The following is a 15,010-nucleotide window of genomic DNA, read 5'->3' on the forward strand; positions in this document are numbered from 1 at the left end:
GCATGGTATGAAATCATTGACGATGATACCTTGCAAAAATTATTTAATTGTTAATGGGTAAATTCATTCTCACAGTAATAGCAGATGAACTTATGACTTGTTAAGATAGAAACTCCGAAAAAACTTGTAGCACTATCATCTCTGTAAATATGATTGGAGCCACATTTTGGACATACAAAATCGAATTCGGGATTTTCGATGGTATGCTCCACTTCTAGAGCCATAGTCTCGTTTTCTTTGTAATCTTTCAAAATTTCCGTTGCTTTATCCAGGTCGTCTTCAAAAACCTGAAGCTGAATTCCTCCCACTGCCTGAGACAATAGCCAGTCCGACTGAATGAGCTGCTCATTAGCTATGAAGCTGTTGAGGCCTTTTTCTGCCAATATCTGTTTATCCCTATTGGCTTCAAGAGCCGTTTCGTAAAATTTAAAACGAACAAGTTTTGACATCCTTAGAATTTACTTGATAATTGAATTTTTGTAAAGACCTTCTTTGTATACAAAGGAAAATCGGCGTTCTGTAACCAACCATAATATCCCAGGTCTTTCTGGAAAACTACTTTTACACATTGTCCTTTATATTTACCGAAGCTGAAAGTTTCCTCCATCTTCTCATTGAATCCGATAAACCCTGCTAAATCCGCATTCTTATTATGAAATGTAAATTCACTCAAAGCAGCAATTTCATTCGGCACGTCATCATATTTTCCTACCTGGGCATCTAATACCTCAAAGGTTGCCATAACGTCAGCCTCAGCCGAGTGGGCATTCTCCAATGTCTTACCACAATAAAACTGATAAGCGGCTCCAAGGTTTCTCGGTTCTTTCTTATGGAAGATGGTTTGAGCATCCACCAACTTGAATTTACTCAGGTCAAAATCAATTCCTGCGCGCAAAAGCTCTTCTGCAAGAAGCGGAACATCAAACCTGTTGGAGTTGAAACCTCCCAAATCTGAGCCTGAAATCATTTCCATTACCTTCGAAGCAATGGATTTAAAAGTAGGAGCGTCCTTAACGTCTTCGTCATAAATACCATGAATCTGGCTCGATTCCAAAGGAATTGGCATTTCAGGATTAATACGCCAGGTTTTACTTTCCTTGGATGTATCGGGATTTACCTTTAGAATACAGATTTCAACAATCCTGTCTTTTCCGATATTTGTTCCCGTTGTTTCAAGGTCGAAAATGCAAAGAGGTTTATATAGTTTTAAATTCATATTGAAGATTTATAAGTTGAGATAGTGAATTTTGAAGTAATAATATTTCAATTTATTTTAGTCAAAATTCTGAATTTATGTAAGTTGTTTTTGAAATATAAGTGAAATTAAAATATAATAAAGTATAACCATCGGGATTCCTACTGTTCCGAATATGATCAGAATGGTGATGGAACCTACTAATAAAGCAAGCTTTGGATAATTGTCTTCCAGTTTCATGGATTTGAATTTCATGGCAATCATTTTAACAGGGCTTACCAAAAGTAACGAAAAGACAATGGTAATGGCTATCATCAGATATAGATTGGAAAATATAAACTCATAGCTCTGAGTTTTTTTAAAGGCATAATACAAGCCAAAAATTAAAATAGTATTGGAAGGTGTATTTAAACCTTTAAAGTAATACTTCTGATCTTCATCCAGATTAAAAATTGCTAACCTCAGGCATGAAAATACAGTAAGTAAAAATCCCGAATAGGCATACCATGGAATGTGAGAATAAGAATTGTCTGTGAGAGCAACAAACATGGTCAATCCAGGAATAAAACCAAAGCTTACCATATCCGCCAGTGAATCCAGCTGAACCCCCAGATTCGAATTAGCTTTTAAAGCACGGGCAACAAAGCCATCAAAAAAGTCTAAAACCAGCGAAAGGATAAGGCAAATAGCAGTTATTTTATAGTCACCAAGGATAAGATGCACTGCCCCTATGCATCCGGAAAATAAATTTCCTAAGGTTAGGACGTTCGCAAGATTGTTTTTAATAAAATTCATAGTCACAAAATTACATTTTTTAAGAATTCTAGGTTAAAATATTCCCCACTAAAAAATACATTAATCTGAAATTGATGTAAATTTGCCAAATGAAATTTTTTAAAGAATTTAGAAAACAGGAAGTTCTGGTATTGGTATACCGGATTTTTTTGGCATATGTTTTTTATCAGATTGCCAGATTTTTGTTCTGGTATTTTAATAGAGAGCTCATAAAGGTAGATTCGGTTTCGGACTATTTTAGTTTATCTTTTCATGGAATCGCCTTTGATACTACTGCAATTTTGTATGTCAATTCTTTATTTATTTTGCTTAGTCTTATCCCTGTTATAATCAATACCAGAAAGGGATATCAAAAAATGTTATTTTGGCTTTACTTTATTACAAATGGAATTGCCTATGCCATGAACTTCGGTGATTTTGTTTATTATAAGTTTGCCCAGACAAGATTAACGTCGGCTGCATTTCAGGTGGCCAAGCATGAAACTAATATCGGAAAAGTGTTTGGTGCTTCCATTGTTCAGAATCCTTTTGTTCTTATATGGTTTTTTGTTCTTATGGCACTGTGGGTTTTTCTTTACAAAAGGGTAAAGATCACAGAACAGAAGCCGGTAAGACTTATTCCTTATTTTATCCTGTCTGTCCTTTGTCTATGTGGAATTACAGTTTTGGTAGTAGGAGGGATCCGTGGAGACTTCAGACACAGCACAAGGCCTATTAATCTTGTGGACGCAAATCGTTTCGTGAAAATTCCATCTCAGGGGAATATGGTTTTGAACAGTACGTTTTCATTCTTCAGAACATTAGGAACCAATAATTTTAAAGAAGTTCACTTTGTAGACCCGAAGTTTATAGAGGATAATATCCAGCCTTATAAAATATACGACAGGCAGGTAACCAACCGTCCGAATATCGTAATATTTATTGTTGAATCCTTCAGCAGGGAATATTCCGGAGCTTTTAATAAGGATAAGAATATTAAAGATTATGTTTCTTACACCCCGTTTATTGATAGTTTAGCTGGTGAAAGTTTAATTTTTCCCAACACCTTTGCGAATGGAAGACAGTCTATCCATGGAATGAGCAGTGTGCTTGCCGGAATTCCGAGTCTTACGGATGCTTTTACAAGTTCACCATATTCCAATCAGAAAATACAATCTATTGTTTCTATATGTAATGATCTGGGTTATGATACCTCATTTTATCATGGAGCACCCAATGGATCCATGGGATTCCTTGGCTTTGGAAATATTTTAGGTTTCAAACATTATTTTGGAAAGACCGAATATAATCATGATGCCGATTTTGACGGAATGTGGGCGATCTGGGATGAGCCGTTTTTGCAATACTTTGCTAAAAATGTTGGGAAAACGCAACCATTTATGGCTACTGTTTTTACCGCTTCTTCTCACCATCCTTTTAAAATTCCTGAAAAATACCAGGGGAAATTTAAAAAAGGTAAAAATCAAATGCATGAGCCGATACAATATACTGATTATTCAATAAAAAAATACTTTGAAACGGCTAAAAAACAACCCTGGTATAATAATACTATTTTTGTGTTTACCGGAGATCATACCAATGAAATCTATTATCCGGAATATCAGAAAAGTATGAACCGTTTTGCCGTTCCGATTATTTTATATTCTCCCAATCCCGAATATCATTTGAAAGGAGTAAATACGGAAGAAGCACAGCAGATTGATATTTACCCAACACTGGCGGATCTGATCGGATATAATAAAAGGATAAGAAGCTGGGGAAGAAGTCTTGTAAGTGATAAAAAATACCCTGCTATCATAGCAAATTCAGATGGCGGTGTGGAACAATTTATTATTGGGAATTATATCTATCGTTTCGACGGAAAAAATGTAGTAGGCATTTATGATAAATCAGATCTGGGATTGGAGAAAAATCTGGCAGATCATTTGAATACACCGGAGACTGAAAAAGGAAAGGAGATTGCCAAAGCCTGGTATCAGGATTATATGGACAGGGTTATCAACCGTAAACTGAACTAAGAGGGTGTTTAATTTTTTAAATTGGTATGTGTCTTGTTATATATGCCTAGTATAATAAATGTTTTTGTTTGTTTAAAATTAATTTATATTTTTAGCGTTAAATAGATAACAAGAACAGTATATCAAAATTAAAATAACAAGTATATGAGAAAATTATTATTTACCCTGGCATTTTCTTTGGCAAGTATATTATCTTTTGCACAGATAGAAGGAAAATGGAAAACTATAGACGATGAAACCAAACAGGCAAAATCTATTGTAGAAATCTATAAAAAAACAGATGGGACTTATTATGGCAAGGTATCGCAATTACTTATAAAGCCTGCTGATCCTAACTGTACAAATTGTAAAGATGACAGAAAAGGAAAACCTATTCTTGGACTGGAAATTATCAGGGGATTAAAAAAAGAAGGTGACGAATTTACCGGAGGAACTATTACAGATCCGAAGACTGGGAAAACGTATAAATGTACGATTACAAGATCCGGAGATCAGTTGAATGTAAGAGGATACATAGGTTTATCCCTGTTAGGAAGAACGCAGACTTGGCAAAAAGTAAACTAATCTGTTTTAAATAAAATTAATTAACGGCATTTCATTTAAATGAGATGCCGTTTTTATGATGTGTGTAATAAAAAAACACTATTTTTGTAGTCTAAATTTTTCAAAGAAATATGGCAGAATATACTTTTCGTGAGGTAATTGCACAGGCAATGAGTGAGGAAATGCGTAAAGACGAATCCATTTATTTAATGGGGGAGGAAGTTGCAGAATACAACGGTGCGTATAAAGCTTCAAAAGGAATGCTGGATGAATTTGGTCCTAAAAGAATAATCGATACACCCATCGCAGAACTTGGTTTTACCGGAATCTCCGTAGGTGCAGCGATGAATGGGAACAGACCCATTGTAGAATTTATGACATTCAATTTCTCTTTGGTAGGAATTGACCAGATTATCAATAATGCAGCAAAAATCCGTCAGATGAGTGGAGGACAGTGGAATTGTCCTATTGTTTTCCGTGGTCCTACTGCTTCTGCAGGCCAATTGGGAGCTACGCACTCTCAGGCTTTCGAAAGCTGGTATGCAAACTGTCCGGGATTGAAAGTGATCGTACCTTCTAATCCTTATGATGCAAAAGGATTATTGAAATCAGCAATCCAGGATAATGATCCGGTAATCTTCATGGAATCCGAGCAGATGTATGGAGATAAAATGGAGATTCCTGAAGAAGAATACTATCTACCGATCGGAAAGGCAGATATCAAGAAAGAAGGTAAGGATGTAACTCTGGTTTCTTTTGGTAAGATCATGAAAGTAGCGATTCAGGCTGCTGAAGATTTGGCTAAAGAAGGAATTTCTGTAGAGGTGATCGACCTTAGAACAATCCGTCCTTTAGATTATGATGCTATTTTAAATTCTGTTAAGAAAACAAACAGACTGGTTATTTTGGAAGAAGCATGGCCGTTTGCGTCTATCTCTTCTGAAATTGCATATATGGTTCAGCAAAAAGCTTTCGATTATCTGGATGCACCAATCAAGAGAATTACGACTCCTGATGCTCCTGCTCCATATTCAGCAGCTTTATTTGCAGAATGGTTCCCTAAACTTGAAAAAGTGAAAGAGGAGATTAAAAATGCGTTGTATATTAAATCATAGAGAAAAACTTCCGAAAGGAAGTTTTTTCATTTATTATATTCATGAAGAATAATTCATGAGGTCATAAATTTAGTGTAGATTTGCGCTTTTAAAATTAGCTGATATGTCAGAAGTTACAGAGGGTGGTCATCATTTTGACCTAAAGAAACTTTCATTTGTAGGGGTTATTGTGTCCCTCGGAATTGTTTTTGGGGATATTGGGACGTCACCATTGTACGTAATGAAAGCAATTGTGAATGCCCGAAAAGATGGTGCGGCAATGCCATTCGATGAATATATTGAAGGTGCATTATCATGTATTATCTGGACATTGACCCTTCAAACTACTATAAAGTATGTAATTATTGCTCTAAGAGCAGATAATAAAGGAGAAGGGGGAATTCTTGCACTTTATTCACTAGTAAAGAAACTCAAGAAGAAATGGCTCTATGTGGTTGCCATTATAGGAGCAGCAACACTTGTTGCAGATAGTGTAATCACTCCTTCACTAACGGTTATGTCTGCTATTGAAGGTTTAAAAATATATAATCCCGAGACACCGGTAGTTCTCATTACCCTGGTCATCCTGTTTGTAGTTTTTGTGGTACAACAGTTTGGAACGGCTTCTATTGGGAAATTCTTTGGACCCGTTATGGTAACCTGGTTCCTGGCTTTAGGGGTTTTCGGATCAATCCATCTTTTTGATCACATTGAAATTATAAGAGCATTCAACCCGATATATGCCTACAATCTTATTACACACTCTCCAAGTGCTATTGTTATCATGGGAGCAGTGTTCCTTTGTACAACAGGAGCGGAAGCTTTGTACTCGGATTTAGGGCATTGTGGTGCTAAAAATATAAGAATCAGCTGGGTGTTTGTAAAATTAATGCTTATCCTGAACTATCTGGGACAAGGGGCATGGCTGCTGGATAATTATCATCAGGTGTTCAGTGGAGTGAATCCATTCTTTGGAATTATGCCGCAATGGGCTGTTTTACCTGGGGTTATCCTTGCAACAGCTGCTGCAATTATCGCCAGTCAGGCCGTAATCACCGGATCATTTACCATGTTCTCGGAAGCCATGTCAGTTTCATTCTGGCCTAATCAGCACATTGAATATCCTTCGGGTATTAAAGGACAAATGTATATCCCGGGAGTAAACTGGGGATTGATGGTATTCTGTTTTGTTGTGGTTATATTTTTTCAAAAATCTGAAAGAATGGAAGCGGCTTATGGTCTGACGATTACCATTACCATGTTGATGACCACCATACTATTACTTTTCTGGTTGAGCAGAACACGGGTAAGCAAATTCTTTATCATCGGTTTTGGAGCGGTTTATCTTTTCCTTGAATCAGGATTTTTCTATGCCAATGTCATCAAATTTGTTGATGGAGGATGGTTAACAATGGTGTTAGGTGGATTTATTGCAGTATGTATGTATGCATGGTATAACGGCAGACTGATCAAGGCCAATTTTATACAGTATGTAAAGATCGATAAATATGTGTCTATTATTAAGGATATGAAGCTTGATGAGACCATTCCTAAATATGCTACCAATCTTGCTTACTTAAGCAGAGCAAAAAGAAATGATGAAGTAGAGTCAAAGATTATTTATTCCATCATCAAGAAACAGCCTAAAAGGGCAGATCATTATTTTGTTTTAAGTATTGTAAATCAGGAAGATCCCTATACTTTTAAATATACGGTAGATGAAATATTACCAGGAACTGTATTTAAAGTGAATTTTCTTTTAGGATTTAAAGTAGACCGCAGAATCAATGATTATTTCGGTATGGTTCTGAAAGACCTTATGGCTGATGGAACTATTCCATCTAGAAGCAGTCATCCTTCTTTGAGAGCACATAATATACCTCCGGATCTTAAATATGTGATTATAGATAATACATATATCAACGATATACTTTTGACGGTAAAACAAAAAATCACGCTTAATATTTACAATTTTGTGAAGTATATCGGAAGTGATGATTTCAAGGCCTGGGGAGTCACTTCACACAATGTAGTGGTAGAATCTGCTCCGATTACAGAGGAGACATTATATGATAAAAAAATTGAACAGGCGGGATTTTTACGCCATAACTTCTAAGCACCACTTTATAAGCATACTATCTATTTAAATAAAAATTAATAAATTTGTAGATAATTATTTTAATGGATACTATACAAAAAGAAAAAAATATAGCTCTTATCAAAGATGTTTTGAGAAACTACCTTTTAGAAAAAGGTTTCCGAAACACACCTGAGAGATACACCATATTGGAAGAGATCTATAATATGGATCACCACTTCAATGTGGATGATCTCTATCTGTTGATGATGCAGAAGAAATATCATGTTTCTAAAGCAACAATTTACAATACAATTGAGATCTTCCTGGATGCAGGGCTAATTCGTAAACACCAATTTGGAGAAAAAACACTGACGTCTTCATCTTATGAGAAGTCTTATTTTGATAAGCAACATGATCACTTGGTGATCTACAAAAAAGATTCTGATAAGGAGATTGAGGAAATTATAGAGTTTTGTGATCCTAGGATTCAAGGGATCAAAGAAGCTATAGAAGATGCTTTTGGCGTAAAAATTGATTCTCATTCGCTGTATTTTTATGGCATTAAGAATGACTAATCAATGAGACTGATTCTTTTTCTGATACTCTTTGTTTCTACTTTTATGTTTGCGCAAGATCAACAAAAGCCTGCGCAAAGGGATCCTTATTTAAAAGCTCCTGTAAATAATAATACACCCAAGCAAATAAGACCTGAAGATAAAATTAAAATCATCCATGCGGATTTTGTAAAAAAAGATCCTGCAAAGTATGACGGAAACCAATATCTTGAGGGAAATGTAAAAATCGAAAATCAGGGTTCTATCCTTACGGCAGATGAAGTTGTGCTGTATAGCGAAGAAAACTTTGCGAAAGCGATTGGTAATACAAAGCTCCAGAACACAGATGGATCGGTAATTACTGCTGGGGAAATGGAATATGATGGAAATACCCAAAAGGGCGTTGCACGTAAGAACGTAGTCCTTACCGACCCAAAGCAAACCATCAGAACCGATATTCTTTATTACGATAAACTTTCGAATCTTGCCTATTTTAATACAGGAGGAACGATTTCTGACGGACAGAATGTGATGTATACAAAATCTGCGACCTATTTTCTGGATACGAAAATGATCGATTTTGTAGGCAATGTAAAAATTGATACTCCGGACTATGTTATTGAAGGTCCCAACATTAAACAGAACCAGAATACTAAAGTTGCTGAGTTCTTTGGTCCCACAACGATAACCAACAGGGCTAATCCGAAAAACTATATATACACCGAAAGAGGTACCTATAAAATGGGTTCTAAAGAATCCTACCTTAATAAAAACTCGAGGATACATTATAACGATAAAATTCTGACCGGAGATGATATGTATTTTAATCAGCTCACAGGGTTTGGTACAGCTACCGGAAATGTGACATTAGATGATCCTAAAGAAAAAAGATATGTGAAAGGAGGTTATGGAGAAATTTTTCAAAAGAAAGATTCTTCGATCATTACCAAAAATCCATATGCCGTAAAGATCCTTGAAAAGGATTCTATATATTTTGCAGCTGAAAAGATAATCTCTTATCAGAAACCTGATGAAACTGATGCTACAAAGAAAAAAAGTTTTTTGAGAGCATTCAGGAAAGGACGGTTTTATAAGTCCAATGCACAGGGAAGAGCAGATTCCATTGCATTTAATGAAACGGATGGTATTATGCATATGTATACTGCACCAATCTTATGGAGTGGAGAAAAGCAGGTGACAGGAGATAAAATCGAAGCTTATTTTAATACGGCAACTGAGGATCTTGATTCCTTGAAAGTAATAGGAAATGCATTTGCTATAAGTAAAGTTGATTCTTTGAACCTGAAAGATGAGTTCAACCAGGTAAAAGGAAAGCTCATGACCGTTTATTATGAAAAAAGCGAGGTCAAAGAAACCAAAGTTATAGGAAATGCACAGGCTATAAGTTATGCGGATGACTTTAACGAAAAGACTAAAGAAAATGAAAGAATAGGTATTACCCTTACCTCATGTGGAATTATTGATGCTATATTTGAAAGCAGAGTACTTCAGATTGTATCCTGTAATATCGGGGCAACGTCCGATACATATCCTATGAGTAAGATAGAACCTGCCAGAAGGAAGTTTCAGGACTTTAACTGGAATACAAAAGACAGAATCAGGAAATGGCAGGATATCCTCGTAGATACTCCTGGATATGAAGAGATAAAATACGAAGCCGACACTGAACTTTATGATGCGGCTAAAGAAGCTGTTGAAAAGGAAAAAGCTAAGGAAGAAGCTAAAAAACCTAAGAGAGTCAGAAAATAAGTTTCTGTAAAATATAAGAGGCCTGTCAAAAAGCAGGCTTTTTTTGTGTAATGATAATTTCGGGATTTAATGAATGTTTTTTAGCTTTGCTAAAATTTTATTTAAAATGGAATTGCAAAAAGATTTTTTTTCATACCAGGCACAAACTACACAATTTGCAGCAGGTTTTGAAGTTGAAAAAGCAGAAGGAAGCTATATTTTTGGAACGGACGGAAAGAGATATCTTGATTTTGTAGCAGGAGTTTCTGCCAATACTTTGGGACATTCCCATCCTAAAATCGTTAATGCAATCAAAGAACAGGCGGAAAAGTACCTTCATGTAATGGTATATGGTGAATATGCACAGGATAAACCTGTGGCATTATGTCGTTTTCTGGCAGAAGCTACTCCGGATCCGCTGGAAGTTACTTATCTTGTCAATAGTGGAGCTGAAGCTATAGATGGAAGTCTGAAGCTGGCCAAAAGATATACCGGAAGGGAAGAAATTATTTCCTTTAAAGATTCTTATCATGGAAATACCCATGGAGCATTAAGTGTTTCGGGAAATGAGTATCATAAGAGGGAATTTCGTCCTCTTTTACCGATGGTATCATTTATTGAATTCAATAATGAAGATGATCTGGATAAAATTACAGAGAAGACAGCCTGTGTAATTCTTGAAACGATACAGGGTGCGGCAGGATTTTTAGTTCCTCAGAACGATTATCTGAAGAAATTAAAAAAAAGATGTGAGGAGGTGGGGGCTCTCCTTATCCTGGATGAGATACAACCGGGGTTTGGAAGGACAGGGAAGCTGTTTTCATTTGAGCATTATGAAATTGTCCCGGATATCCTTGTTATGGGGAAAGGAATGGGAGGTGGAGTCCCTGTTGGGGCTTTTATGAGCTCTAAGGAAATAATGAGCAGTTTGTCACATTCGCCGAAGCTGGGGCATATCACTACATTCGGAGGGAATCCTCTTATAGCGGCATCCAGCTATGCAACATTAAAAGAAGTACTAGAAAGTGGGTTAATGAATGAGGTGGACACAAAAGAGGAACTATTCAGGGCATTACTGGTGCATCCCAAGATCAGTAATATAAACGGGAGAGGGTTGATGCTCGCTGTAAATTTAGGAAACCCGGAATATACTTTAAAAGTTGCTCAGAAGTGTATGGAAAAAGGTCTTGTAGTGTTCTGGCAACTGTACAGGAATGAATATTTAAGAATTTCTCCACCATTAACCATATCTCTTGAGGAAATAAAAGAGGGATGCCAGATTATCCTTGAAGTTTTAAACGAAAATTAGATATCAATCTCTTCTTTCAAAGAAGAGATTTTTTTATGCCAAGCACTGTAAATTTTGCTTTTAAAATCCTTCACGATAGTGTCAGAACAACTGTGACAAATATCATGCATATTGTATAAAAAAGTAAATACATTTTTGTGTAATAAAAAAATTAATTTATATATTGCGGGACGATAAAACAAAGATTATATGGCGAAACTTAAAGTCCATTACGAATTTCCAATGCATTGTCTTTCAGAGATTTTATATGAGTATCTGGCGACGGCAGAAGGATTATCTGAATGGTTTGCGGATGAGGTAGTAGAGAAAGGAGATGACTTCTTTTTTAGCTGGGGTGGAGGCCCTGCTGAAAAGGCGACTTTGATTAGATATAAGCCAGAAGGTTTCGTGCGTTTCAGATGGGAAGAAGATGAGGGAACAAAGAATTTCTTTGAAATGACCATCACGATTGATGATATTACTGAAGATTTGGCTTTAAATATCACAGACTTTTGTGAAGAAGGAGATGAAGAAGAAAATGCGATGTATTGGGAGAATCTTATAGAAAATCTAAGAATAAAACTAGGGGCTGCTTAATAGTGGGCTGTACAAAATGATAAAACTGATGAACGATTTATCGTTCATTATTTTTTTATAAATAAATCATACATTGGAAAATCAATATTTTACATCAGACGAATTGAATGTGAAGAACAGGGCATTTCTCCTGGGAGATGCTGTAAAGGTTTCTTTTTTTATTAGGAACTCTAAGCTCATTATGGACGAAGAGTGTTATTTCTTCCTAATGGCCTCAATGAGAAAAATGAGAATGAATATTCCTTTGACTTATACTCTTGAATTTTTTCAAACTCTTTTTCAAAAAGAGGTGATTGAAGGAAAGAATAGTAAAAATGCGATTATTAATTTTCAGGTTTTCAGGAATTCAGATGAACTCACTTTGGCCAAATCATCAATTTCCTATTTTTATGAAGTCGATGAAAAGGATGATATTCTGACCATTCATCAGAGGCTTCTTGAGCTTGATCTTATCAAAGAAATTAATGTAAATAATAATCTTTTGAGTAATATCAGGGTTCATTGTCCGGAAAACATCTATGGAGGGATTTATGCTCAGGAAAACGATCTGGATGATGTGATTCTGCTTAATCCGAATAAGAGGATTGCGAGATCTACTTCTGGAAACCTTCTGTTTTTAGAAGGAAATATCATTAAAGTTCCAAAACATTCTGAAGGTGCATACATTTCTCCTTTACTGGAAAATTTTGTTACTTTTTTACATAAGAATAATCTTGCTGATATTCAGGAGCATGAAATTATTGCATTTGAATCTCAGAAAGCTGAAGAAATTTTAATGATTTCAGATGAGAAAGGCATATTTTCTGTAGGAAAGATAAGAAATAAGACTTTTGGAAATTCCCGATTCACCGAATTGGTGGAAAAATGGAAGGAAAGTTTTTAAAATTGACAAACCCGGTAAACAACAAAAGTTCCAAAGTCCTTTACCGGGTTTTATTCTGAATATATCAGAAATTGTATTTTTTTAAACCTGCTGAGATGTATCTGGCAGACTTATTTACAATATTATTTTATTTATTGCCTCGCTTCACCTTAATAGGCTTAAGAGTTAAAAATACTTCCGGAAAGAAAAATAAAATGAGTTGTTTTAAGATTTTCATTTTCACGACTTTTTGGTTATTCAAATAACGTAAATTCTTTCTTAAAAATTGGTTAAAGCAAGCTTAAAATTTGTTAATGTTTTTTTTCTCGAATTCCCAATATAAGTAGAATTAATTCAATGAAATATCTTCCGGGGAATTAGCCCAGAGTAGATATTCACCACCCAGATTCTGCATGATAGTTTTCCATAAGGTCTGGTCATTGGGTAATGTATAATCCAGATTATAGATATCGACTACAGTCCACATTTTTCTTTGAACCTCACTATCCAGCTGATTAGCTGTCCATCCTGAATATCCGGAAAAGATCTTGACATCATCTATAAGGAGGTCTCCACTTAAAACGGCGCTAATGATGTTTTCAATATCCTCTGTCAGATAAAATCCATCAGCAATATCAGTATATAGTTCCGTTACTTTTTTGCCTTTTACAATAAAGAATATCTTATCATTTTCCACCGGTCCACCATCGTACACATCGATTTTAAAATCAAAGAAGTTCTTGAACTTGCCACTCACCTGATTGTTTTTCTTATTTAATATTAAACCAAATGCGCCGCTTTCGTTGTGTTCTACGATAAGGACTACTGATCTGGAAAAAATATCTCCGGAAATATCAGGTGTGGAAATTAATATTTTACCTTTGTATGAGTAATGCATACTCAAATTTAATAAAAAATATTTATGGAAAACCTTCACGATAAGAGAAAAATCTATGAGAAATCCCAACTTATTGAAAGTGAGATAAAACAAAATCCGATTGAGCAATTCAGGGATTGGTTTCTTACAGCGTCAGAGAATCCAGATGTTTCCGAAGCAAATGCAATGGCTATATCAACTGTAGAGGAAGATGGATGCCCAAGGACGAGAATGGTTCTTTTAAAGGCATATACGTATGAAGGGTTTATTTTTTACACCAATTATTCAAGCAAAAAAGGAAAGGCAATTGAAAAAAATCATAAGGCCTGTCTCCATTTTTTCTGGCCAACACTTGAAAGGCAGATCATCATAAAAGCCAATTTAGAACGGGTAGCGGAGAATCTGAGTGATGGCTATTTTCATTCCAGACCAAAAGGCAGCCAGCTGGGTGCAGTAGTGTCGCCTCAAAGCCAGATTATTCCCAACAGGGAGTTTCTGGAAGAGAAATTAAAAGAGCTGGAGAAGGAATATGAAACGGATGAAGTTCCAAGACCCGAGAATTGGGGTGGCTATATCGCAAAACCTTATGAGATAGAATTCTGGCAGGGCAGACCCAATAGATTACATGACAGGATTATCTATCAGCTTGAAGGTCTCGACTGGAAAATTTCCCGTTTAGCGCCTTAATCCCTTTATCAAACTGAATAAACATAAAAAAAACCTCATCAAAAGATGAGGTTTGCATTTTCTAATCTGAATGATTATTTTTTCTTAGCTCCAGAAACTGCTGTAGATAGATCAGCTCCAGCTTTGAATTTAGCAACTTTTTTAGCAGCAATTTTGATTGGTTTTTTAGTTGCAGGGTTGATACCTTGTCTAGCAGCTCTCTCAGCTACTGAGAAAGTACCGAATCCTACTAAAGAAACTTTTCCGTCTTTTTTCTTTAAAGTAGTAGTTACGTTAGAAATAAAAGATTCAAGAGCAGACTTTGCTGCAACTTTTGTAATTCCTGCATCTTTTGCGATTGCGTCGATTAATTCAGACTTGTTCATAATTTTTAATATTAAAGTTGGTTCGTAATTATAGCAAATATAATACTATTTTCTAATTGTGCAATTTTTTTATTAAATTTTGTGTTATTTTTTTGATTTTGGCGAAAAAACATCAAAATATCATAATTAGGTTTTTCACCAAAAATCTACGTTACCCGTTACTAAAATCATGCCAAATGCTTATGTGTATTGACTTTAGCTAAATCGGAATATTATTTTTTGTATTTATTAAATCTTGAATTTGTATTAAGTATTAATGTATTTGGTGATATGATTGTAGATTTAGTAAGTAAAATCCAAATATTT

At 35.4% G+C, this 15,010-nt stretch carries 15 protein-coding genes; 10 read left to right on the forward strand and 5 right to left on the reverse strand.

All coding sequences use genetic code 11. The features are described from left to right. Positions 1–50: 50 nt before the first annotated feature. The 3 genes from AAEU33_RS09110 to AAEU33_RS09120 form a co-directional block, all read right to left on the reverse strand. Positions 51–449: a hypothetical protein gene (locus AAEU33_RS09110; protein WP_172280189.1), complete on the reverse strand. Its 399-nt coding sequence runs from the start codon at positions 447–449 to the stop codon at positions 51–53. A 2-nt stretch (positions 450–451) separates the two neighbouring features. Then, positions 452–1,216 (reverse strand): exonuclease domain-containing protein, encoded by a 765-nt coding sequence (locus AAEU33_RS09115; RefSeq protein ID WP_345992183.1) that lies wholly within the window; start codon positions 1,214–1,216, stop codon positions 452–454. A gap of 75 nt (positions 1,217–1,291) precedes the next feature. Next, positions 1,292–1,990 carry a CDP-alcohol phosphatidyltransferase family protein gene (locus tag AAEU33_RS09120; RefSeq protein WP_345992185.1) on the reverse strand — a complete coding sequence of 233 codons (699 nt, stop codon included), beginning with the start codon at positions 1,988–1,990 and terminating at the stop codon, positions 1,292–1,294. 89 nt (positions 1,991–2,079) lie between these two features. Between AAEU33_RS09120 and AAEU33_RS09125 the strand changes: the two genes are divergently transcribed. From AAEU33_RS09125 to AAEU33_RS09165, 9 genes are all read left to right on the forward strand, one after another. Continuing rightward, a complete protein-coding gene (locus tag AAEU33_RS09125; RefSeq protein ID WP_345992187.1) occupies positions 2,080–4,008 on the forward strand; it encodes a sulfatase-like hydrolase/transferase in 1,929 nt (642 codons plus the stop codon). Positions 4,009–4,152: 144 nt separating this feature from the next. Continuing rightward, a complete protein-coding gene (locus tag AAEU33_RS09130; RefSeq protein WP_172280181.1) occupies positions 4,153–4,572 on the forward strand; it encodes a DUF2147 domain-containing protein in 420 nt (139 codons plus the stop codon). A gap of 110 nt (positions 4,573–4,682) precedes the next feature. Next, complete coding sequence (locus tag AAEU33_RS09135; protein WP_273649199.1) at positions 4,683–5,666, forward strand: pyruvate dehydrogenase complex E1 component subunit beta; 984 nt, start codon at positions 4,683–4,685, stop codon at positions 5,664–5,666. A gap of 103 nt (positions 5,667–5,769) precedes the next feature. After that, a complete protein-coding gene (locus AAEU33_RS09140) occupies positions 5,770–7,761 on the forward strand; it encodes a KUP/HAK/KT family potassium transporter (protein WP_172280177.1) in 1,992 nt (663 codons plus the stop codon). Positions 7,762–7,826: 65 nt separating this feature from the next. Continuing rightward, complete coding sequence (locus AAEU33_RS09145) at positions 7,827–8,300, forward strand: transcriptional repressor (RefSeq protein ID WP_089027587.1); 474 nt, start codon at positions 7,827–7,829, stop codon at positions 8,298–8,300. Between the two features lie 3 nt (positions 8,301–8,303). Further along, a complete protein-coding gene (locus AAEU33_RS09150) occupies positions 8,304–10,049 on the forward strand; it encodes an OstA-like protein (protein ID WP_345992190.1) in 1,746 nt (581 codons plus the stop codon). A 112-nt stretch (positions 10,050–10,161) separates the two neighbouring features. Further along, a complete protein-coding gene (locus tag AAEU33_RS09155; RefSeq protein WP_345992760.1) occupies positions 10,162–11,337 on the forward strand; it encodes an aspartate aminotransferase family protein in 1,176 nt (391 codons plus the stop codon). A 189-nt stretch (positions 11,338–11,526) separates the two neighbouring features. Continuing rightward, positions 11,527–11,913 carry an START-like domain-containing protein gene (locus AAEU33_RS09160; RefSeq protein ID WP_172280173.1) on the forward strand — a complete coding sequence of 129 codons (387 nt, stop codon included), beginning with the start codon at positions 11,527–11,529 and terminating at the stop codon, positions 11,911–11,913. A gap of 73 nt (positions 11,914–11,986) precedes the next feature. Next, positions 11,987–12,796: an aminotransferase class IV gene (locus AAEU33_RS09165; RefSeq protein ID WP_345992192.1), complete on the forward strand. Its 810-nt coding sequence runs from the start codon at positions 11,987–11,989 to the stop codon at positions 12,794–12,796. 328 nt (positions 12,797–13,124) lie between these two features. Here the strand turns inward: AAEU33_RS09165 and AAEU33_RS09170 are convergent, their stop codons facing one another. Further along, complete coding sequence (locus tag AAEU33_RS09170; RefSeq protein WP_273649193.1) at positions 13,125–13,673, reverse strand: YqgE/AlgH family protein; 549 nt, start codon at positions 13,671–13,673, stop codon at positions 13,125–13,127. A gap of 24 nt (positions 13,674–13,697) precedes the next feature. Between AAEU33_RS09170 and pdxH the strand changes: the two genes are divergently transcribed. Further along, on the forward strand, positions 13,698–14,339 hold the full coding sequence (gene pdxH, locus AAEU33_RS09175; protein ID WP_345992194.1) for a pyridoxamine 5'-phosphate oxidase: 642 nt from the start codon (positions 13,698–13,700) through the stop codon (positions 14,337–14,339). 74 nt (positions 14,340–14,413) lie between these two features. On the opposite strand, the gene AAEU33_RS09180 is transcribed toward pdxH, so the two are convergent. Continuing rightward, positions 14,414–14,704: an HU family DNA-binding protein gene (locus AAEU33_RS09180; RefSeq protein WP_034682524.1), complete on the reverse strand. Its 291-nt coding sequence runs from the start codon at positions 14,702–14,704 to the stop codon at positions 14,414–14,416. Between the last annotated feature and the right edge of the window lie 306 nt (positions 14,705–15,010).

The organism is Chryseobacterium sp. Chry.R1, assembly GCF_039645525.1.
Taxonomy (GTDB): domain Bacteria; phylum Bacteroidota; class Bacteroidia; order Flavobacteriales; family Weeksellaceae; genus Chryseobacterium; species Chryseobacterium proteolyticum.